Annotated in this window: 19 protein-coding genes and 2 pseudogenes; 11 read left to right on the top strand and 10 right to left on the bottom strand. The window is 69.4% G+C overall.

The genetic code is table 11. From position 1 onward, the window contains the following. Positions 1-5 precede the first annotated feature (5 nt). Positions 6-893: a helix-turn-helix transcriptional regulator gene (locus ACOJTC_RS06015; protein WP_420116093.1), complete on the top strand. Its 888-nt coding sequence runs from the start codon at positions 6-8 to the stop codon at positions 891-893. 163 nt (positions 894-1056) lie between these two features. Here ACOJTC_RS06015 and ACOJTC_RS06010 read toward each other — a convergent pair whose 3' ends face one another. Beyond that, positions 1057-1686 (bottom strand): TetR/AcrR family transcriptional regulator, encoded by a 630-nt coding sequence (locus tag ACOJTC_RS06010; RefSeq protein ID WP_420116092.1) that lies wholly within the window; start codon positions 1684-1686, stop codon positions 1057-1059. A gap of 169 nt (positions 1687-1855) precedes the next feature. Between ACOJTC_RS06010 and ACOJTC_RS06005 the strand changes: the two genes are divergently transcribed. After that, on the top strand, positions 1856-4009 hold the full coding sequence (locus ACOJTC_RS06005) for a 2Fe-2S iron-sulfur cluster-binding protein (protein ID WP_420116091.1): 2154 nt from the start codon (positions 1856-1858) through the stop codon (positions 4007-4009). Between the two features lie 189 nt (positions 4010-4198). Then, complete coding sequence (locus ACOJTC_RS06000) at positions 4199-4468, top strand: hypothetical protein (RefSeq protein WP_420116090.1); 270 nt, start codon at positions 4199-4201, stop codon at positions 4466-4468. An 82-nt stretch (positions 4469-4550) separates the two neighbouring features. On the opposite strand, the gene ACOJTC_RS05995 is transcribed toward ACOJTC_RS06000, so the two are convergent. From ACOJTC_RS05995 to ACOJTC_RS05985, 3 genes are all read right to left on the bottom strand, one after another. After that, on the bottom strand, positions 4551-5171 hold the full coding sequence (locus ACOJTC_RS05995; RefSeq protein WP_420116089.1) for a hypothetical protein: 621 nt from the start codon (positions 5169-5171) through the stop codon (positions 4551-4553). A 106-nt stretch (positions 5172-5277) separates the two neighbouring features. Next, complete coding sequence (locus ACOJTC_RS05990) at positions 5278-5559, bottom strand: winged helix-turn-helix transcriptional regulator (protein WP_204925237.1); 282 nt, start codon at positions 5557-5559, stop codon at positions 5278-5280. Further along, positions 5556-5960, bottom strand: coding sequence for a VOC family protein (locus tag ACOJTC_RS05985; RefSeq protein ID WP_420116088.1), 405 nt, complete (start codon positions 5958-5960; stop codon positions 5556-5558). Before ACOJTC_RS05985 ends, ACOJTC_RS05990 begins: the two co-directional genes overlap by 4 nt. Positions 5961-6571: 611 nt before the next feature. Here ACOJTC_RS05985 and ACOJTC_RS05980 point away from each other — a divergent pair. Next, positions 6572-7822, top strand: coding sequence for a hypothetical protein (locus tag ACOJTC_RS05980; RefSeq protein ID WP_420116087.1), 1251 nt, complete (start codon positions 6572-6574; stop codon positions 7820-7822). Between the two features lie 119 nt (positions 7823-7941). Here ACOJTC_RS05980 and ACOJTC_RS05975 read toward each other — a convergent pair whose 3' ends face one another. Continuing rightward, positions 7942-8430, bottom strand: coding sequence for a hypothetical protein (locus ACOJTC_RS05975; protein ID WP_420116086.1), 489 nt, complete (start codon positions 8428-8430; stop codon positions 7942-7944). Positions 8431-8608: 178 nt separating this feature from the next. Between ACOJTC_RS05975 and ACOJTC_RS05970 the strand changes: the two genes are divergently transcribed. Together ACOJTC_RS05970 and ACOJTC_RS05965 are read left to right on the top strand one after the other, a co-directional pair. Then, a complete protein-coding gene (locus ACOJTC_RS05970) occupies positions 8609-9463 on the top strand; it encodes an SDR family NAD(P)-dependent oxidoreductase (RefSeq protein ID WP_420116085.1) in 855 nt (284 codons plus the stop codon). A 27-nt stretch (positions 9464-9490) separates the two neighbouring features. After that, positions 9491-10090, top strand: coding sequence for a TetR/AcrR family transcriptional regulator (locus ACOJTC_RS05965; protein WP_420116084.1), 600 nt, complete (start codon positions 9491-9493; stop codon positions 10088-10090). A 276-nt stretch (positions 10091-10366) separates the two neighbouring features. On the opposite strand, the gene ACOJTC_RS05960 is transcribed toward ACOJTC_RS05965, so the two are convergent. Together ACOJTC_RS05960 and ACOJTC_RS05955 are read right to left on the bottom strand one after the other, a co-directional pair. Continuing rightward, positions 10367-11932, bottom strand: coding sequence for an FG-GAP-like repeat-containing protein (locus ACOJTC_RS05960; protein ID WP_420116083.1), 1566 nt, complete (start codon positions 11930-11932; stop codon positions 10367-10369). 405 nt (positions 11933-12337) lie between these two features. Beyond that, positions 12338-13232 (bottom strand): annotated as a pseudogene (locus tag ACOJTC_RS05955) (IS5 family transposase). Between the two features lie 300 nt (positions 13233-13532). Here ACOJTC_RS05955 and ACOJTC_RS05950 point away from each other — a divergent pair. After that, entirely contained in the window at positions 13533-14468 is a 936-nt protein-coding gene (locus ACOJTC_RS05950) for an NYN domain-containing protein (RefSeq protein ID WP_420116082.1), read from the top strand. A gap of 327 nt (positions 14469-14795) precedes the next feature. Here the strand turns inward: ACOJTC_RS05950 and ACOJTC_RS05945 are convergent, their stop codons facing one another. Then, complete coding sequence (locus tag ACOJTC_RS05945; protein WP_420116081.1) at positions 14796-15503, bottom strand: VOC family protein; 708 nt, start codon at positions 15501-15503, stop codon at positions 14796-14798. Positions 15504-15529: 26 nt separating this feature from the next. Beyond that, entirely contained in the window at positions 15530-17317 is a 1788-nt protein-coding gene (locus tag ACOJTC_RS05940; RefSeq protein ID WP_420116080.1) for a putative bifunctional diguanylate cyclase/phosphodiesterase, read from the bottom strand. Between the two features lie 417 nt (positions 17318-17734). Here ACOJTC_RS05940 and ACOJTC_RS05935 point away from each other — a divergent pair. The 3 genes and pseudogenes from ACOJTC_RS05935 to ACOJTC_RS05925 form a co-directional block, all read left to right on the top strand. Beyond that, a pseudogene (locus tag ACOJTC_RS05935) lies at positions 17735-18019 on the top strand (hypothetical protein); the annotation flags it as partial. Positions 18020-18093: 74 nt separating this feature from the next. Further along, positions 18094-18717: a DUF2399 domain-containing protein gene (locus tag ACOJTC_RS05930; RefSeq protein ID WP_420116079.1), complete on the top strand. Its 624-nt coding sequence runs from the start codon at positions 18094-18096 to the stop codon at positions 18715-18717. A 25-nt stretch (positions 18718-18742) separates the two neighbouring features. Next, positions 18743-18901, top strand: coding sequence for a hypothetical protein (locus tag ACOJTC_RS05925; protein ID WP_420116078.1), 159 nt, complete (start codon positions 18743-18745; stop codon positions 18899-18901). 82 nt (positions 18902-18983) lie between these two features. On the opposite strand, the gene ACOJTC_RS05920 is transcribed toward ACOJTC_RS05925, so the two are convergent. Beyond that, complete coding sequence (locus tag ACOJTC_RS05920) at positions 18984-19397, bottom strand: SRPBCC family protein (protein WP_420116077.1); 414 nt, start codon at positions 19395-19397, stop codon at positions 18984-18986. 489 nt (positions 19398-19886) lie between these two features. On the opposite strand from ACOJTC_RS05920, the gene ACOJTC_RS05915 reads away from it, so the two are divergent. Continuing rightward, a partial coding sequence (locus ACOJTC_RS05915; RefSeq protein WP_420116106.1) for a helix-turn-helix domain-containing protein occupies positions 19887-20008 on the top strand: 122 nt, incomplete at its 3' end.

Raw genomic sequence — 20008 nt, 5'->3', positions numbered from 1 at the left:
GGCCCATGCCCGCCATCAATCGCGAGCTCGCCGACTTCCTGCGACGGGCGCGCAGCCAACAGGACCCGCAGCGAGCCGGACTACCGACAGACGCCCGCGTGCGCCGCGTGCCCGGCCTGCGCCGCGAAGAGGTGGCGCTGCTCGCCGGGGTCTCGACGGATTACTACGCCCGCCTCGAGCAGGGGCGTCGCATCGTGCCTTCGCCGGCGGTGATCGATGCGCTCGCACGCGCGCTCAACCTCGATCCGGCCGGCCGGAGCCACCTCGAGAACCTCATCGGCGTCGGCTCGACCGAATCGCCGCGCGGTCGCACAAGGGGAGTCGTGTCGGGGGTGCAACGGATTCGGCCCGGCGTGCAGCAGCTCCTGGACAGCCTCGACACGGTGCCGGTACTCGTCCTCGGCCGTGGCAGCCACGTGCTGGCTGCGAACCGGCTGGCTCGGGCGCTGTTCGCCGACTTCGAGCGGATGCCAGCACGCGAGCGGAACTACGCCCGCTGGATACTCCTCGACCCCGCAGCCCGGGAACTGTTCGTCGACTGGGACCAGCAGGCAAGAGCTGCCGTGGAGAGCCTGCGCCTCGAGTTCGGCGCCCGTCCGAACGACCGAACGCAAACCGAGCTCATCGACGAGCTACGCACTCAGAGTCACGAGTTCGACCAATGGTGGAACGAGCACCGGGTCTACCAGCGCACTTACGGGACCAAGCGACTTCGCCACCCGGTCGTCGGCGACCTGTCGATCGACTACGAAACACTCACTTTGCCCGGCGACAAAGAGACCACCGTGTTCCTCTACAGCACCGAACCCAATTCACCCTCCCAACGCGCCTTGAACCTGCTCGCGAGCTGGTCGCTGAGCCCTCCATCAATCCGACACGCCCCGCCGGCCTGAAACACCATCGGGACCTGTTGGGAAGTGGAACGCGCCGATCTCACCCGGACGTGAGGTCCCCCGGTTCGCCGGAGGGTTCGGTCAACCCGGGGCAGACCAAAGCCTCCGAGCTACCGGGGGACCCTCACAACGGCTCACCCAGCCCGTTGCACACCGCTGGCAGTCATTCCCCGTGCCGATCGCCGCGCAGGTAGCGGGTGACCATGTTTGCCAGCTCACGCTCGAATCGTTCGACCGGGATCGGCCGGGGATCGGCCATCAGCTTGTGCGTGTTGATCTCTACGGTGAGCACGATGAGTTCGGCTGCCGTGTCGAGGTCGGTCACGCGGACGTCCGGGTGCCGGGCGAGTAGGTCGCGGATCTGGGCGACGCGTTGCTTGCCGTGCCGGTCGACGGTGTCGAGCAGCTCCTGCGACAGCGGTGCCTCCTCCATCATGATGCGTAGCAGCTGTGGGTCCTCGCTGTGGTTGTCGATCGCGTCGCGGACCAGGGCCCGGACTGTCGCCGCGAGGGTGCCCGGGGACAGGTCGAGTTCGTCGGCCTGGGTCCAGGTGCCGCGGTCGATGTGCCGCACCAGCAGCGCGGCGAGGATCGCGTCTTTGTTCGGGAAGTACTGGTACAGCGATCCGATGGAGATCCGGGCCCGTTCGGCGATGCGGTTCGTGGTGCCGGCGGCGTAGCCGTACTCGCTGAAAATGTGAGCAGCGGCGGCCAGGATGCGCTCCCGGGTGAGTTCGGCCCGCACCTGGCGGGGCTCACGACGAGGCTGGAGACGACGGTCGGCTGACGGCATCCGATGGTCCTTCCGGGGCACGGAAAGCGAGTAGGCAAAGAGCTGAGCTATTGCTCATAATATTGCTCTGAGCTGCTGAAACAAGGTCTCGTCGATGCGGTGCACCGACAACCGACGACACCTTCGCCGGCTACGTGGTTCACCCCGCGCCCGACTGAGAGGAACCGTCGTGCTGCATCGACTCACGACCGTGGACGAGGTCGAGGCGCTTGTCGGCCGCCCGCCGTCCATGGTCATGCTCAAGGAGGTCGACGCCCTCGACGCGGGCTGCCGCAGCGTCCTGGCCCGCAGTCCGGTCGCGGCGTTCGGCTACCGCGGCACCGACGGCACGAGCCGGACGACGTTCGTCGGTGGCGTCGCCGGGTTCGCCCGCGTCCACTCGCCCACGCGGATCTCGTTCGCCCTTCCCGAGGCCGACGCCGCCCCCGGGCCGGCGTCGATGTTCTTCCTGCTGCCTGGCGTCGGCGAGGTCCTGCGCGTCAACGGCACGGTCATCTCCCAGCAGGGAGCACGGACCACGGTGGCGATCAGGCAGGCGTGGGTGCACTGCGCGCAGGCCATTCTCCGTTCCGGCCTGTGGCAACCACCCGCGAAGGCCGCGCCGGCGCCGGAGATCGCCGTCGACGAGCCGCTGGGGGCGCCCGGTGTGGCCGGCTTCCTGGCCGCAGCGCCGTTCCTCGCGCTGTCGAGCTGGGACACCGAGGGTGGCAGCGACACCAGTCCCCGAGGCGACCGGGGGACGGTGGTCCGGGTACTCGACGGTCGGACGCTCGTGCTCCCGGACCGTAGGGGCAACAAGCGTGCCGACACGCTGCACAACCTGTTGCAGGACGAGCGGCTCGCCTTCGCCGCGCTCGTTCCCGGCCGCAGCGGGGTGCTGCACGTACGCGGGCGCGGCGTGGTAACCGACGACCCGGCACTGCTACGGACCCTAGCGCTGCGCGGGCTGCCACCACATGCGGCGCTCGTCATCGACGTCGAGCACGCCGAGGTGGTCGGCAACGACGCGGTGGCCCGGGCCCGGCTGTGGCATCCCGGCACGCACCTCGACCGCGGGGCCGCGCCGGATCTCACCATGATCGCGTTGGAGCATCTCGCCGCGAACTCGGCGGGCGTGCCGGGCGGGCCGCCTGCGGCGCTGCTCAGGGTCATCGGCGCGATCCCGGGGCTGTCGCGGTTGCTGCGGGTGGTGATGCGCCGCGCCTACCGCTCCGGGCTGCGGAAGGAGGGCTACGCCGACATCGCGGACGGGCGACAGACCGCCGGCGACCGGGCCGGAAGTCCGCTGCGGGAGGTGCGCGTCGTGGAGATGCGGCGGGAGACGCCGACCACCGTCACGCTCGTCCTCGAAGACGCCGCCGGGCGGCCCGGCGGTTTCGCGTTCCGGCCCGGCCAGTACTTCACGCTCGTCGTCGATGTCGACGGCCGCCCGGTCCGACGGGCCTATTCGGCCTCGTCCGCGCCGGGGACGCCGCGGCTGGAGGTCACCGTCAAGCATGTCGAGGGGGGTCGGCTCTCTGGCCACGTGCACCGGGTGCTGCGCGTCGGGGACCACCTAGGCCTGCACGGCCCGTCCGGGACGTTCCACATCGGGGCCGAGCCGCCGACCGAGATGCTGTTCGTCGCCGCCGGCAGCGGTGTGACGCCGATGATGAGCATGATCCGTACGCGGCTCGCCGACCGGTCCGGCCGCGACCGGATCGCGCTGCTCTACAGCAGCCGGGACGCAGGCGAGGTCATCTTCGCCGCCGACCTCGACCGGCTGGCTGCGGAGCATCCCGACCGGTTGTCCGTCACCCCCGTCCTGACCAGTCGGGACGGCCGCCTCGACGCGGACCGCCTGGTGGACTGGTTCACCGGCCGTTCGCCGGCCGCCGACGCCCACTACTACGTCTGCGGCCCCGAGGCGCTCATGGGCACCGTACGGAAGGTGCTCGCGGGCCTCGGCGTTCCGGACGCGCGGGTGCACCATGAGACGTACACCTCGGGTGCCGGCACCACGATCGTGACGACCACGCCGCAGCCGATGACCGTGGAGGCGGCCGGGCAGCCCGTCGGTTCGGGGACTGTCGAGCCCGGTCAGAGTCTGCTCGACGCGGGTCTCGCCGCCGGGATCGACCTGCCGTTCTCCTGCACCGTCGGCACCTGCGGCGAGTGCGTCGTGCGGCTTCGCCGTGGCGACGTCGTGGTGGGCGGGCCGAACTGTCTCACCCCGCAGCAGCGGGCCGCCGGTTACACCCTGACGTGTGTCGCCCAGCCCCTGTCCGAGGTGGCCATCGACCTCGCCGACCAGGGGCGTTCCTCGACGGGTGGCCGAGGCTGATCTGGATGCCGGGTGGCGGATCGTCGGGTTGCAGGTCGACGGCGTGGTGGTCACGCCCGGGCTGGGGGAAACGTGGTGTGCGGCAACGCCGACGGCGTCCGGGCCGAGGGCGGTTGAGCGGTAGTCGGCGCGGGGGTGGGTTCGCTCCGGCAAATGGCGATCACATCGAGTGCGGCCCACCCTGAAGCGGTGATGAAGCGAATGGTGACCGCAACGCTACTGACCGTATCGGTAGCTGTGCTCGGTGCCGCACCCTCCGCCGCAGCCAGCGGGTCCGCCGTCGAGACCCGGCAGTTCAGCGGAGAGGACTCCAGCAGCATGGGCCTGGCCTACTACTACGCCTACCAACAGGCCCTGATCAAAGCGGACGACGCCGGATTCGGCGACTGCGTGCTGATCGACAGCTACACCTGGCCCGGCGGGTTCGACGTCTGGGTGCTGCTGGAGTGCACCCGCTGACCGGCAGCCTGCCGTGAGCGCCGCGAATCTCCACGGCATCGGCGACCTGCCCGGCGCTCGTCCCTTCCGTGGCGTCGCCGGATTACTCGGTGCGGGTTACGCAGGCGAGAAACACGCCCCAGGCGGCGGTCAGCACCGGGACCACCGAGTTCCACCAGTTCGGTGTCAACCAGGGGAAGGAGCCCACGACGAATACGGCTGCGGCAACGATGCCGACAGCTCGCCCGGCCAGTGCGGCGCGTGTCGACCAGCCGAGCGTCACCGCAGCGACGGCGAAACCCAGGAACGCCACATGCAGGGCGCCGAACGTCGAGCTGACGAGCAGGGCTACGACCTCGGCTGACAGGTCGATCTCAAACACCGGGTAGACCAGACGCCCCACCGCGAGCAGTACGACGACAAGCGCGACGAGCGCAACCGTGAGAGCGGTCCTTCCCACGTCGATCCGCGCCGACGGGCCGGCCAGGCCTGCGCTGACGAGACCACGTGCACCGGCTCCCCAGCAGATGACCGCGAAGAACAGCAGTTCGTTGCTCCACATCAGTAGCGGGTGGCCGCGTTCGACCCACGCTGTCATCGCGACCGCTTCGGCGGGCGGGTCAGGGAGAAGCGACAACAGCAGGAGTGCGCCAGCGGTGAGGAGTGCCCCCACGATCATCAGCCAGCGGTGCGCCCGTACGTCGACCGCTTGACGCGGCGTCATGTCTCGTACCATCGGACCGCCTGCGGTAGCAGTCATCTCTCTCCCGTGCCCTGCATGCTCTGCCTCCTGTGGACGATCAGCCATGATCCCGGACGGCGGTGCCGTATCAGGAGTCGCGCCTGCCCCAGTTGCCGAGTGCGACGATCGCCTCGCGTAAGGCGAACCCGCGATCGGTCAGCGCGTAGGCCCGGGTGTTGTGGTGAAGGGGCAGGCGGATCAGCACGCCGGCCGCTTCGAGCTCGCGCAGGCGTATCGCGAGCATGTTGGTCGGTACGCCGAGGTCACGCTGCAGATCGCCGTAGCGTTGTGGCCCGTCGAGCAGCCGTTCCACAATGAGCAGGGCCCACCGTGCTCCGACGATGTCGAGGGCCGCAGCGAGGTCACTCACGCGGTCGGGTCGGCGTCCGCCTTCATCCAAAACGGTGAGTAGTGGTAGCCGTCGGGGTCGTCGAACTGGCGCTGGTACATGAAGGGGTAGTCGTCGGTGTCACCGATCCGCCCGCCGGCGGCGCCGGCGCGGTTGACGAGTTCGTCGACCGCCTCCCGGCTGCCCAGGTCGAACGAGACCGTGACCTTCGAGGGCGTCTGAGGTCCGCCGATCAACTCTTCGACTCCGCCGACGCTCGCGTACATCTCGCGGCTGCCGAGCATGACGTACTGCTCGGGGGCGATCGCGAAGCACGACACGTTGTGGTCGGACATCTCGGCGTTGAGGGTCCAGCCGAGGGCGGTGTAGAAGGCGGTTGCGCGCTCGACGCTCTCGACCGGGCAGGTGATGAAGAGGCTCATGCGGGCCATACTTGCAAAATACAAGTGACTGGTCAAGCGGCATGCGTCCACCGTCCAGCGACGGAACCGGGGGTGGTGCCCCTCCCACCTACCGGGCCTCGGATCGACGCCGGACGCCGGGGCTGAACCCTGCCGGCTACCTGGCAGGTGAGGAAACCCGGGAGGTAGGGCAGACGTCATGGGTTCCCGCTGCCGGTGACGGGCCTGGCCGGGTAGGGCTTCCCCTCTGCTGCTGGGGTCAGGCCCGGTGGGTGGTCATGGAGTCGGACGGGCCGGTCGTTGCCGGTCCCGGGCCGGCCCGGGAAAACCACCTCTGACCTGACCGCGCGGGCCTATTCTCGACCCGTAGGCACCGGAACCGGAGGCTCGTCGCGCGGGGGTCCGGCCTGCCGATCCGGCACACGTCACGGCCACGTCCTCCCGGCTGCCCGGGGCCCTGTGGTGGTGCTCGGACGACACGACGGGTCACGTCGCTGGCGGTGGAGCATGACGCCCTGCCTGGGACGGTCTCGGGAACTCACGACGACGGGAGCACGATGACCAGTTGCCCCATCGGATCACCCGGACGGCGTGGTCGTGTCCGACGCGGATTCCCGCTCGTCGTGCTGCTGGTGGGGTTGTTGATCCCCGTCGCCCCCGCGTGGGGTGCCGATGGTGGTCCGACCGGCACCGTCGAGACGGCCGCCGACGGCGACGTGGTCGGCACCCCCACGCCGCTGCGTAACGTGCCATCGGTGATCGCCGACGTGGCCGACGGTCAACTCGTCGTCTACCGCATGCCCGGAATCCGGGGCGGCCAGATCAACGCCACCGCCATGCTGTTCCTGCCCACGCAGGCACCACCGGCCGGTGGGTGGCCACTCGTGGTGTGGGGGCACGGCACCGTCGGGTGGGCTCCGGAGTGCGCGCCGAGCGTGCAACTGCAGGAGCACGGCCGGTGGGCCGACGGGCCGAACGCTCCCCTGCTGGCGTCCATCCTGAAGATGAACATCGCCGTGGTCGCCCCGGACTACGAGGGACTCGGCCCGGTGGCCGAGGGTGTCCCGGAGGGGCACGGCTACTACGAGCTGTCCAGCGAGGGAAACTCGATGGTCTTCGCCGCGGTGGCCGCGCAGCGGCTCCTCGGTGACCGACTGTCGGGTCAGTGGGTGCCGGCGGGCTGGTCGGAGGGTGGCTTCGCCGCCCTGGCCGCCGCGTACTACGCCGACCGGGCCACCATGGCCGACCCCGACCTGGAGTACCGCGGCACCATCGCCCTCGCCCCGGTACCGGACGTGCCCGCCATGAACCGGGTCCTGTGGAACGACATCGAGGCGGCTGCGCGATCGGGGCTCCCGCCAACGGAGCACCAGATCGAGCAACTCGTCTTCGCCAACGCGGAGACCATCTACTTCACCAGGACCGAACGGTACGCGGGCTACGACATCGACCCCGCCACGATCTACGGCTCCAACATGCTGAGGTTCTACCGCGACAACTGGCGTACCTGCCTGGACGATCTCAACGCCCTGGTCAAACGGGACATCCAGCACTACCTGAACGCGTCGCCGGCACACCGGCTGACCACCTACCCCGGTGTTCGCGGCGACACCCCGAACTCGCTGCCCGAGAACAAGCGGTTCTACGCGGAAAACCAGGGCAGGCTGGAGAACTCGACGCTGCCGGGGGCGATTCTCTGGCTGTACGGCACCGACGACATCACCAGCCCGGCCACGGTCACCTATGACACCGTCAACAAGATGCTGATCAACGGCAACGACATCAACCTCGCCGTCCTCGAAGGTGCCGGCCACTACGACGTGTCCGCTGCCGGCCAACCCCTGATCGAGGCCCGGCTGAGGCAACTGTTCGACATCACGTAGCGCCGCCTCGCCGTTGAGGCGTACGCCGGTGGGTTGAGGTGAGCCGCCCGGTCGCGCGGGCCGCAGGGCGCGGCCGGGCCAGTGCCACGGCCGGCCCGGGTGCGGTGCGACCTGCACGTTCAGGCGGCGCGCCACCGGTTGCGGCTGTCCGTCGCTGACGGCCCACACCGCATCAGTTTCCCGGTGGAGGTTCGACCCAACGCGCCCCGCGGTGTGCAGAACGCTCCGGGATGCACGCCCTTCTGCACGGAGGGGGCCGTGGTCTTGACCGGGGTCGGCTTGGGTTTCGGTTTCGGGGCGGTGGTGCGTGGGGGGCTGGTGGTTTTCCGGACGGTGGGGGTGCGGGTCGGCTTCGGCGCGGCGCTGGTGGTGGCCGTTGTCGGGGCGGGTGTGTCGGCGGTGGGGCTGACGCTGGTGAGCACCCCGCCCGCCTTCTGCGCCTGCACGGGGGTGGTCGCGGTCGCAGCGGAGGTGGTCGCGGCGGGAGCCGAGCGGGGTTTTGAGTCGTCGCTGAATGCGCCGGCGATCCCGCTGCCGCAGCAGCACAGGCCGAGAAGCCCGGCGAGGGTGACGCCGATGGTCTGCTTGGTGGTGAGTCGCTTCGTCACCTGGCCGAGTGTGCTGGCAGCGGTGAGGCCGGTGGATGGGCCGTTCAGGTGGGCGTCTGTCCGGAAGGCGACTGGGGCTCGATCGCACCTCTGGGCCTTGGTGGTCCCGTCCCACCGGCTTTAGCGACAACCTGTCGCAATCTTGACGACAGTGTGTCGCATAAGGGAGAGTGCGGGCATGCAGAAGCTGATCGTGGTCACCGGCGCCTCCACCGGCATGGGCGCCGCAACCGCCCGCGAACTGGCCCGCCGGGGGTTCCACGTCCTGGCCGGCGTACGACGCGACACCGACGCCGACGCCATCCGCACGACCGGCATCGAACCGGTCATCCTCGACATCACCGACGCCGAGCAGGTGGCGGCCATCGCCGCCGGGGTCGGCGACGACCCGCGCACGGTGCACGCGCTGGTCAACAACGCGGGAATCCAGGTGAACGCGCCGGTCGAAGCACTGCCGATGGCGCAGTGGCGGCGGGTGTTCGAGGTCAACCTGTTCGGCCACGTCGCCGTCACCCAGGCACTCCTGCCCGCGCTCCTGCACGGCGGAGGCCGCGTGATCAACATCAGCTCGATCGGCGGCAAGGCCGCCATGCCCACCTACGGGGCGTACGCCGGCGCGAAGTTCGCCCTGGAGGCGGTGAGCGACGCGCTGCGGCGGGAGGTCACGCCGCTGGGCGTACCCGTGGTCGTGGTCGAGCCCGGCGGTGTCCGCACGGAGATGGCCGCCCGTGGGGTCGCCACGGCCAACCACCTGGCGGCCGCGATGACGCCGGAGCAGGACGCCCGGTACGGCAGCATGGTCCAGGCCATCAACACGTTGATGCAGACGGGCACCGCATCGGGTGTGACCGCCGACGCCGCCGCCCGGGTCATCGCGAAAGCCGTGACGGCCCGCAGGCCGCGCACCCGCTACACCATCGGCCGGGATGCCGCTCTGGTCATCGGCCTGACCCGGCTGCTTCCCGACCGGATGCTCGACCGTGTCATCGCCGCCAACCTGCGCCGTCACTACCCGAAGGCAGTCACCGGATGACCCGGTGCGGTAGGGAAGGATGACCGGATGCCGCGGATCCGGGGAGCCAGCATCGAGGAACACCACGAGCTGGTCTGGGCCGATCTCGCCGAGGCGATGCGGCAGCTACTGCGCGAACGCGACTACGACTCGATCACCATGGGCCACATCGCGGCCCGCGCCGGGCTCGCCCGCAACACCCTCTACAACTATGGCCGCGACCGCAGCGCGCTGGTCCTGGCCCTGACCCAGCGGGTGGGTCAACCCACGGTGCAGCAGGTGGCCACCATCGCCGCACGGTCCACCGAGCCGGCTGCGCAGCGGATGCGGGAGATCATCGAGACGGTCCTGGCCGCGTTCCAGGACCAGGTCCTGCAACTGATGTTCCGGCCCGGATCCGGCCTGCCGTTCGCCGACCTACCGAAGGGCCCGGACAGCCCGTTCCACGCGATAGTCGTCGAGGTCGAAACCGTGGTCCGCGACGGCATCGAACGCGGCGAGTTCCGCGACGTCGGCGACGTGCACCTCGTGGTGGAACTGCTCAGCGGCGTCATGCGCGCCGGCGCGGAACGTATCGGCCGGGACCCGGGCAGCTACTCCCCCACGGTCCACGCCACCCGGGAACTCATCCTCGCTTCGCTCGGCTGAGGTCGACCGGCTGACCACCCGGTCGCCGCGCTGCTGATCGCCGGGTACGCCCCGCAGGCCACAACCCGGGACGGTGCGGGCCTGCACCGTGGCCGCTTTCCCGACCGGCGGGCCGCGAAGCGCGCTCCACCGTGTGTCGCCACGAGCAGATGGGCAGCGTGCGGGATGAATCGTCCCGCCAGGAAGCCTGGTCTGGCGGGACGATTCAGGGCACGCCCCGGTACAGCCTCCCGTGGCGACGCGAGGGCCGTACCGGGGCTGGCCCCGGGTCAGCGTCTACCAGTTGCCGAGGACGAGGCGGCCGGAGACGTTGTTGAGGTTGAACGACCCGCTGCTGTACCAGACACGGGCGGCGTAGTTGCCGTTGCGCCAGACGTAGTAGGAGAACGTGCCGTCGGACTTCTGGTAGGCCATGACGATGTCGTCCTTGCCGTCACCGTCCACATCACCGGCAGCCATCCGGTCACCGACGACGCTGAGCCGGAAGGCACCCGAGTCGTAGTCGGTGGTGCGGTTGAACGAGTCACCGTCGGACAGCCAACGGTAGATCCGCATGGTGCCGTCACCCTGGTCGTAGGCCATCGCCGGCTCGGCCTTACGGTCACCGTTGAAATCGCCCAACACGAGACGACCGGCGACGTTACTCAAGTTGAACGGCCCGCTGTCGTACCAGATTCGGGCTGCCGAGTTGCCGTTGCGCCAGACGTAGAACGAGAATGTGCTGTCGGACTTCTGGTAGGCCATGACGACGTCGTCCTTGCCATCACCGTCCACATCACCGGCAGCCATCCGGTCACCGACCGCGCTGAGCCGGAAAGAACCCGAGTCGTAGTCGGTCGTGCGGTTGAACGAGTCACCATCGGACAGCCAGCGGTACATCCGCATGGTGCCGTCACCCTGGTCGTAGGCGACCGTCGGGGCGGCGCGACCGGTCGGCGTCGTCGGGGGCGGCGTCGAGGATGCCGCGATCTTCGTGTACCGCCGTGCCACATAGCTGGTGGCCCGGTGGCTGTCGATGGTCCCCGCGTCGATCGCCGCCGTCCTGATCTTCACCGGCGTCGACCCGAAGCTGTAGTAGCTGAAGTGCCGTCGGTCGGTCTTCCAGCTCTTGAACAGGACGACGTGCGTCGAGGCGATGTTGAGGATGTCGCCCGGCTGGAGGTTCGCCTTGCTGATCTGGTTGGAGAACTGGGGCAGCGTCCGCGTGCTCGGGTCGGCATTCAGATGCCAGGCCATGCCCACCAGCCCTGAGCAGTCACGCCGGTATTTGCGGGTGTGGGTCGGGTCCCAGGAGAACCCCCGCTGGTTGTACGTGCCGGGCTGGTTGTCCACCCAGCCCTGAGCCCGCTGCATGATCTCGGTACGCGTGATCGGCCCACCGATCGCGGAAGCCAACGTGGATACCGCGCCACCGGCGGAACCCTGGGCTGCCGGGGGATCCTCGGTCTCCTCGACCGGATCATCGTCGGGCAGCTCGTCGCCGGGGTCGTTCAGCTGGCATCCGTCCAGTTCGGCCGCGATGGCGGCCGGCACCGACTCGTCGCAGACCCCGCCCGAACCGACGTTGAGCGCTTTCCACTGCTGCGCCCCATCCTCGAAGCGAAACAACACGAAAGAGGCGTCGTACTCGCCGACCGCCGGCACGACCGCCGTGGCCCAGGGCAGGGCGCAACTCACGCCCTCCAGTACGGCGGGATTCCCGGCCGCCTCGTCGGTGAGGGGGTCGGCCCGCAGGGCGGCCAGCAGGCCGGCCGGTGTCGGACAGGCCGGAGCCGCTGCCCTGGCCTGGGCCGGGAGCCCACCCGGAGCGGCGAGCACACCCGCCATCATCAGTACTGCCACGAGCCTTCGCCCGCCGGATCTACGCACAGTCTTCCTCCCCGTTGGTCGCTAGTGCACGTCCGCACGTCACATGTTCGAGGGGCAGCCCAGGTTGCAGGCACGCTCGGTGAATCCAGGTCCCTGTCGACCTGCACACGCCGCAAGCGAGCCGCCCGCACACGGCAGACGTCGATGATTGAACGCCCACGTCACCCCGACGTCTCGGGGTTTATGTACCGACATCGGCCAGATTCCGCAGCGATGGCGTCCGGAATGGAGGCTACAACGCCTGAGAATTCCTGTGTGTCCGCGATCCGACGGGTAACGCCGGGTGAGGCGAAATGTCGATGCCCGGCTCGGGCCTGCCTACTGGCGGTGTATACGGGTTGGCGAGCCGCGCACGATGGGCACGCGGCCCACCCCGGCCTAGGTTCTGTCTTGCGGATCTTGGTTGTCGGGGACGGCGCGTAGCCAGTCGAGGGTTTCGACCAGGTCGAGGGTGGCCTGGAAGTTGGCGGCGAGTTTGTCGTATCGGGTGGCGAGTCCGCGCCAGTGTTTGCGCCGGTTGAAGCCGCGTTCGACCTGGTTACGTCGCCGGTAGGCGACCTTGTCGAACGCTGGTGGTCGGCCGCCGCGTCGTCCCTTCGCGCTTCCGGTTGGCGATCTGGTCGTTGGGCTCGGGGATGACCGTGGTGATCCCCTTGTCCCGCAAGGCGGTCCGGTTCGCACGAGAGGAGTACGCCTTGTCACCGGTGAGCGGAGTCCGGCCGATTGCGGGGCCGGCCCACACCCCCGGGTCGGGGCACCCGGACCTGGCCCAGCAGCGGGATCAGTTGGCGGGTGTCGGCTGCCTGACCAGGGGTGATCAGGGTGGCCAGGGAACGACCACGTCCGTCGGCCAGGGTGTGGATCTTCGTGGTGAGACCACCCCTCGATCGGCCGACGGCCTGCGCTGCCTGCAACTCCTGGCGGGTCAGCCCCCTTTACGGGCGCCGGCAGCGTGCTGGTGGGTCCGCACGATGGTGGCATCGACCTGGGCGTTCCAGTCGATACCGTCGTCGAGTTCGGCTAAGGCGATGACGTGGGCCTTCAACCGGGCCCACGTCCCGTCAGCCGCCCACCGGGAGAACCGTCCGTGCGCGGTCTTCCATGACCCGTACCGGTCCGGCAGGTCCCGCCACGGCGACCCGGTCCGCTTCACCCAGCAGATCCCGTTGATGACCTGCCGATGATCCCGCCACCGCCCACCCCGCACCGCCTGCGCCGGCAACAACGCTGCCAGCACAACCCACTCGTGACTCGTGAGATCACCTCGCGCCATACCAGGCTCAACGAGCGAGACTCATGATCCGCAAGACAGAACCTAACCGCGCCTGTCCTGCCCGGACGATTCTGTCCGCGCTGATCCGGCGGCTACCCCACGCGGTCCGCGTCATCGTCGGCTTGGTCCTGTCCTTGATCAAGGCGTGGTGCTACACCCCGACCCCGGGACGGCACGATGTCAAGATCGCGGACGCCATTGCCTGCGAGCGGGCGCAGCTGCGCCGCCGGGGTGCGGCCTCGATAGTTGCGGCATGGGGGTGGCATCCTGTGGATCGTGAGGCCTAAATGCTCCCTGTACGTGGACGTCGGTTACCTGCTCAGTGCGGCAGCGGTCCGGGTGACGGGGACGTCGCTGCGGAACGGGATTCAGGTCGACTACGAGTCGCTGATCGACGCGCTGGTCCAGCAGTCCGAGGCGCTGTCGGAGCTGCCGATGTTGCGCGTGCACTGGTACGACTCTGCGAGAGACGGTGTACCCGACGGCTCGCAGCAGTTCATCGGTGAACTGCCCAACGTCAAGCTGCGGCTTGGCCGGTTCGGCGTGGACGGCCAGCAGAAGGGTGTCGACCTGCGCATTGGGCTCGACCTGGTGATGCATGCGCGCAACGCGGTTGCGGACGTCTTCGTCCTCGTTTCGGGCGACGATGATCTGACCGAGGCCGTGGAGGAGGCTCAGGTGCACGGGGTGCAGGTCATCCTGCTCGCCGTCCCCAACGGGCAGGACCGGCCCCATGGCATCAGCCGGCATCTGATCCGGGCGGCCGACGGGCTCAAGATCATATTTCCGGACGCCATCGACCATGCCGTGACGAAGGTGGAGACACCCTCGGCGGTGCCGTCACCGATGGCGGTGTCGCTGGGCGGGCACCCGCGTGCCAAGGCCCCGTTGGCGGGCTTCACCGCGCAGGAACGCTCACGAGCACCCCGCCTGTCGTCCGTGCCTGCGTCCAGCGGGGTCCTGGCCATCAGGACGGACACGACGATTCACGAGGATCCTGCCGACCTTGCCGAACAGATCGGCTCGGTCGTCACCAACGTCCTGACGACGTTCCGCAGTTCCGCCACGCCGGAGGCCCTGGCGGAACTCACCGCCGGGAAACCATCGATCCCACGCGACATCGACAAAGCCTTACTGACCGACCTGTCGGAACGGCTCGGTGAAGTCGATCTGGGTGAAGCCGTGCGACACCAGCTTCGGGCACGGTTTTGGGAGCAGTATGACCAGGCCTGGTAGCGCTTTGTTTGGTTCTGTGGCGCTTGTTGCGGCGTAGGGTTTCACGGGTCGGTGGCAGGGTGAGGCAGGCGCCGGTTCAGGTCCTGAGGAGCCTCCGGCAAACCGGGGGAACCTCATCCTCGTCGCCGGCTCAACCCTGACCGTCCTCGTCGTGCTGGGGGGTGGGCTGCGGCGGCGGGCGGCCCGTCGTTGACCAGACCCCCGCTCCCGCGATCGCGGCACATCCTCCGAGGGGATGCCTGAACGCGTGGCAGGCCGGGTCCCGCCGTGCCCCGGTGCCGGTCTCGGGACGCCAGGGTGACGGCGACCTGCGGGAGAACGTGGCAGTCAGCTACCGGTGTGGGCCGGTCGAATGACGGTGAAGACGGCTCCCGCCGGGTCGGCGAGCGCGCAGACCCGACCGGTCACCACGTCGCGCGGCGGCACCAGCAGTCGGCCGCCACCCCGCTGGGCCCGCTCGGCGACGTCGTCCGGATCCGCCACTGCCAGATAGACCATCCAGCCGGCGGGCAGCAGGGTATCCAGCGGCGGAGGCGTGGCGAGCCGGCCGGCCACCGGCGCGACGTCGCCGACGAGCAGGGCGTACGAGTCGTCGGGGGCGCCGGGTGGCACGCTGGGCCGCAGGCCCAGGGCGGCGGTGTGGAACCGGTCCGCTCCGGCCGGGTCGGTCGTCATGTACTCGTACCAGCAGGGCCGACCGAGGCCCGGGGCCACCGGGGTCGGTGCGGTGCGTAGCCGGAAGCTCCCGCCCAGCGGGTCGTGCACCTCGTCGCCGGTCAGCCGGGCGCCGGCTGCGCCGGCGGCGGCCCGGACGGTGGCCTCGTCAGCGGCGCCGAAGACAGTCCACCAGCGGGCCGGGGCAGGACCGACCCGCAGATCGGCGGCGGGAACCCCGTCGGCGGACGCGGTGCAGCCGTCGGCGGTGGCCTGGTACGTCCAGCCCAACAGATCCTGGTAGAAGCTACGGGCAGCGTCGAGATCGCTCGTGACGAGTTCGGCGCCGGTGGGGAACGGCCTTGTCCGGGGTGCGTTCACCTGAGTCTCCAAACCGGGGCGGTTGATCAGGGTTCAGGATGCCCCACGACTGTCCCGGCCGCCCCGCCGCCCTGCCGCGAGTCGAACGTTCGACCGAGTAGTTCGTCCAATGGGGCCGGTCGGCCCAGGTGGTAGCCCTGGCCGGCGTCCACGCCCAGCATCCGCAGCGCCGGCACCAGCTCGGCGCGCTCCACCGACTCGGCGACGGTTCGCATGCCCAGGCCGTGCGCGGCGCGGACGACCGCGTCGATGAGCACGGGATCGGCGCCGCCGTGATCCGCCTGGCGGACGAAGTCGCCCGCGATCTTGACCGTACTGAAGGGCAGGTGCTTGAGATAGGCGAACGAGCCGAACCCGGCGCCGAAGTCGTCCAGGCTCAGCCGGCAACCGGCGTCGCGTAAGGTGCTGGCGAGGTGCCGCACCGCGGCGACATTGGTGATCGCCGCAGTCTCGGTGATTTCCAGGCCGAGCCGGCTCGCGTCGATGCCGGCCGCGCGCAGGGTGCGCACCACCCAGTCACCGAAGCCCGGCGATTCCAGGGATCGGGCCGAGATGTTGATGTCGAAGCACATTCCCGCCTTCATGGCCTTGGGGTGGGCCAGCGCCTCCGTGGCGGTGGACACCACCCACCGGTCGAGCTCACCGATGAGGTCGTCACGTTCCACCGTCGGCAGGAACTCCGCCGGTGACAGGCTGGGCTCGCCGCCGTCCCGCAGCCGGATGAGCAGCTCACGGCTGACCACTTCCCCGGTCGACAGGTCGATGATCGGCTGGGCGTCCAACCGCATCCGGTTCTCGTCGAGGGCCTTGCGGACCCGGGTCACCACGTTGACGCGCTGCACGGCGTGCCGGTACTGCTCCGGAAGGTAGAGCCTGGCCCGGTTGCGGCCGGCGTTCTTCGCCTCGTACAGGGCGAGGTCGGCGTGGGCGAGCACGGTGTCGCGGGTGTCGCCCGGTTCCAGCGAGGCGGCACCGATGCTCAGGGTCACCCGCAGCCCGGTGCCGGCCAACGGCACGGGCGTGCGGACACTGGCGTCGCAGAGCCGCTCGGCGACGGCGAGGGCGTCCTCGGCGTACGCCCCCGGCAGGACGACCGCGAACTCGTCGCCGCCCAGGCGGCCCAGCACCGTGCCGTCGGGCAGCTCATACAGCAGCCGCCGGGCCAGGACGCGCAGCACGTCGTCGCCGACCGCGTGCCCGTGTACGTCGTTGATGTCCTTGAAGTTGTCGATGTCGATCAGCAGCAGCGCCGCGGACCGTTCCCGCAGCTCGGCGATCAGGTCGTCGAGGCGGGCCAGCAGGGCACGGCGGTTCGGCAGATCGGTCAGCGGGTCGCGTTCGGCCAGCTTGGTCAGCTCGTCCTGCACTCGCCGCATCGCGGTGATGTCGTGGGCGGTGCCCAGGACGCGCGCCGGCGCCCCAGCGGCGTCGGGGAAGACCTCGCCGTAGCACTCGAAGACGCGCAGTGTCGCGCCGTCGGCGAGGTACATCCGATGTGTGTAGGAGAACGAGCCGCCGTCACGTAGGGCCTTCTCCAACGTCCGTTCGATCATCGCGACGTCGTCCGGGTACAACATCTGCCGGTAGGAGTCATAGTCGAGGTGCGCATCAGCGGGCAGACCGAACATCTGCAGCAGCACGTCGCTCCAGACGACCTCACCGGTCAGTACGTTCCACTCCCAGGTGCCCACCTTGGCGAGTTGCTCGAGGTGGGCCAGCCGCCACCGGTAGTTGCGCCCACGGTCGCGTTCCTGCCGTTCGGCGCTGACGTCACGCAGCTCGTACAGGCGCAGCGGTTGCCCCTCGTGTTCCATGCCGTGACATCGCACCCGTAACCACCGGGTGGCCCCGTCGACACCTTGCACCGGGTGGTCCACTGCGGGCCCGTCGGGCCCGATCTGCCCCAGCGGCAACTCTGCCAGCCTGACACCCAACCGGTGACCGGCTGGGTTGCACCAGAGAAAGCGGCCGTCCGGGGCCATTATCGCCAAGGCGGTGGAGGCGGTGTCCGCCGCGAGTCCCGGCAGCGTGCTCACCTGGGGCCACCACTTCCCTTCGCCGAGCAGGGCGCAGCACGGCCACGGCTGACAGACGGTCATCCTATCGCGACGGGCAGTCTAGCGGCCGTCCGGACGGTCCGCTCAGGGCGTCGGCGGCGAGAGCGCCGGGACCGGTCGCGATGCTGGTCGATCGAGCCCGTGGTGTCGGATTGAAGCTGACCGGTGCGGCGTATGCACCCCAGCAGCCGGCGGCGGGCGATGCGGCAACGTCTGTTCGCACGTTCTGACGGCAAGGCGGTGGGGGAACCGGTCATCGACCGTGGTGCCGCTGCGTTGGCGGCGGCGGAGCGTCGTGCGCGGCTGTGGCAGTACGCGACCGAGGAGCTTCCCGACCTACCGCAGCTCGTCGCCCGGATGCGGGTGACCGGCGTCGGCGGGGACGATACCGAGGTCCGGTACAGCATCGCGGCGCTCGCCGAAGCGCTGCGACACCTTCCGGCCCGGCCGCCGGTACCTTTGGCGAAGCTCGCCCACGACATCACCGGAGACCCGCACTATTTCGACCTGACCACCCTCAACGGCATCCGCCCGTGGCCGCCGTCGCCGAACGCACCGGCCAGAGCGAGCCGAGTCGGCCGGATCTGGTGCGCGCGCTGCTGGCCACCGTCGGTGTCATTGCGGACCGGTTGTGCGCGACCGTCCTGCTCTTCAATGTCGAGGCTGTCGGCGACGGGCCGATCGACCGACGGCTGCGTGATTCACCGGCGCCCGTGGCGCTCACCCTGCTCGACCTTGTGCACCATCCGCCCCTTCTCGCGCCGCAGACCCTGACGGTCGTGGAGAACCCGTCGGTCATGGAGGTCACTTTCATTGCCGGGGTGCGGCAACCGATCGCTTGTACCAGCGGCCAGTTGCGCGCGATCGACCATGTGTTCTTTCAGCTCGCTGTCGCGCACGGCGTGCGTCTGCGGTACGCCGGTGACATCGACACCGCGGGGAAACAGATCGCCGCGGTCGTCGCGTCGACCTACGGTGCCGAGATCGTCGCGATGGATGACGACGTCGCCTCCGAAGCTCGGCATCACCCGCCGGCCACACCCCGGCCCAGGACACGCGAAGGTGAGCAGTCCCACGCGTGCGCTGGCGCGGCGACCCCGGTCTTCCAGGAACACGACGTCCTTCTCGCGCGAATCCTCGCGCACCATCGGGGCTGAACCAGCAGTGCGGCGGCACACGTTCGTGACGACGATGCTCGACTCCGGCGCCAACCTCCGCGACGTGCAGATCGCCGCCCGCCACGCCGACCCGAGAACCACCATGCGCTACGACCGGGCCCGCAAGAACCTCGACCGCCAACCCAAACACATCCTCGCCGCGTACCTGGCCTCCGCGACATAGCCAGCGCTCGCGGCTTTGCCGATGACCGAACGCCGCGCGTTCAGCGGTGGTGGGGTACTGCCGCTGTTCGACAGGAGCGGCACTACCGCTCGGATCCGTTGAGTTCCAGCGCCTCTCTGATCTCCTCGATCCCTCGTTCGAGCCGGGCCCTCACCGCATCGGCCATCGCATGCGGAAGAACATCGGTCAGCCAGACGAGCCGGCTGTGGTCGCCCTCCTGAAGCACCTGGAACGCCGCGTGGTGGTAGGTCAGCGGCATCCGTTGGCCCTCTACCACTGCGTACGCCATTCTGCGGATGGTGTGGTCGACCGCCAGGATGAGTTCCCGTACCTGCGCCCCGTCCGGCATGGTCAGGATGCGTACGTCACCCTCGATCCGGGCATCGACCACCCGGCCGGGCAACAGTCGCCGGTGTACCGCGCCGACATCCGCGATGGCCTCCCACACGCGCTGTGCGGACACGTCGATGGCGACTTCGACACAGACCGTGGCCATGATCGATACTTCCCATCGCTGTCTGAAAGCGGGACGGCCGCCGCAGCTTATCGGCCCCCTGACGGAGCGCCAGAAGGACCCAGGCATGCCCGAACTGACATCCGCTCATGCCGCTGATCGGGTGCGTCTGTGGTGGTCAGCTGGCCCCATGTTCCCACGGACGCTCGATCCACGGATTCTTGTCGAGGTAGGTGGTGAGCCTAGGGAAACGCTGTCTCGTCCTAGCCTCGTCGGTCAACTCGGCCGGCCTCCCGGCCGGTGCGTCGGATCCGGGACACCCATCGATAGCGAATGGTGCCCCGGTGACCGCGATGTACGCTTCGAGCGGTAGGCCGCAGAACCAGTCGATCCGAGCGTTGTGTCGGTCGCGCGCTAACTCCAAAAAGCTGTCAGGGTCGTCTTGGACACGCTGCATGGTGGACCGCCCGTGCGACACGATCCAGTCCTGTACGGCAGGATGCCGTCCCGGTTCCCGTCACATCGGAGCAGATTCGCGACCTGCAGAAGGCGCTGGGACGGCAGTTGGCCCACTGGCGCAAGGCAGCCGGGATGACCCAGGCCGCCCTCGCCAGGCGGACGGCCTACTCCCGCAGTTCGGTCGCGAACGTGGA

This window comes from Micromonospora sp. (genome assembly GCF_048594385.1).
Taxonomy (GTDB): Bacteria; Actinomycetota; Actinomycetes; order Mycobacteriales; family Micromonosporaceae; genus Micromonospora; species Micromonospora wenchangensis.
This window is presented reverse-complemented; position numbering and strand designations above follow the sequence as displayed.

What these genes read in the sequence shown, in the direction of transcription:
- ACOJTC_RS06015 (WP_420116093.1), top strand. Translation starts at nt 6, where the DNA reads ATGCCCGCCATCAATCGCGAGCTCGCCGACTTCCTGCGACGGGCGCGC.
- ACOJTC_RS05985 (WP_420116088.1), bottom strand. Translation starts at nt 5,960, where the DNA reads ATGAGCCTCTTCATCACCTGCCCGGTCGAGAGCGTCGAGCGCGCAACC.
- ACOJTC_RS05970 (WP_420116085.1), top strand. Translation starts at nt 8,609, where the DNA reads ATGCAGAAGCTGATCGTGGTCACCGGCGCCTCCACCGGCATGGGCGCC.
- ACOJTC_RS05940 (WP_420116080.1), bottom strand. Translation starts at nt 17,317, where the DNA reads ATGGAACACGAGGGGCAACCGCTGCGCCTGTACGAGCTGCGTGACGTC.
- ACOJTC_RS05920 (WP_420116077.1), bottom strand. Translation starts at nt 19,397, where the DNA reads ATGGCCACGGTCTGTGTCGAAGTCGCCATCGACGTGTCCGCACAGCGC.
- ACOJTC_RS05965 (WP_420116084.1), top strand. Translation starts at nt 9,491, where the DNA reads ATGCCGCGGATCCGGGGAGCCAGCATCGAGGAACACCACGAGCTGGTC.
- ACOJTC_RS06010 (WP_420116092.1), bottom strand. Translation starts at nt 1,686, where the DNA reads ATGCCGTCAGCCGACCGTCGTCTCCAGCCTCGTCGTGAGCCCCGCCAG.
- ACOJTC_RS05995 (WP_420116089.1), bottom strand. Translation starts at nt 5,171, where the DNA reads ATGACGCCGCGTCAAGCGGTCGACGTACGGGCGCACCGCTGGCTGATG.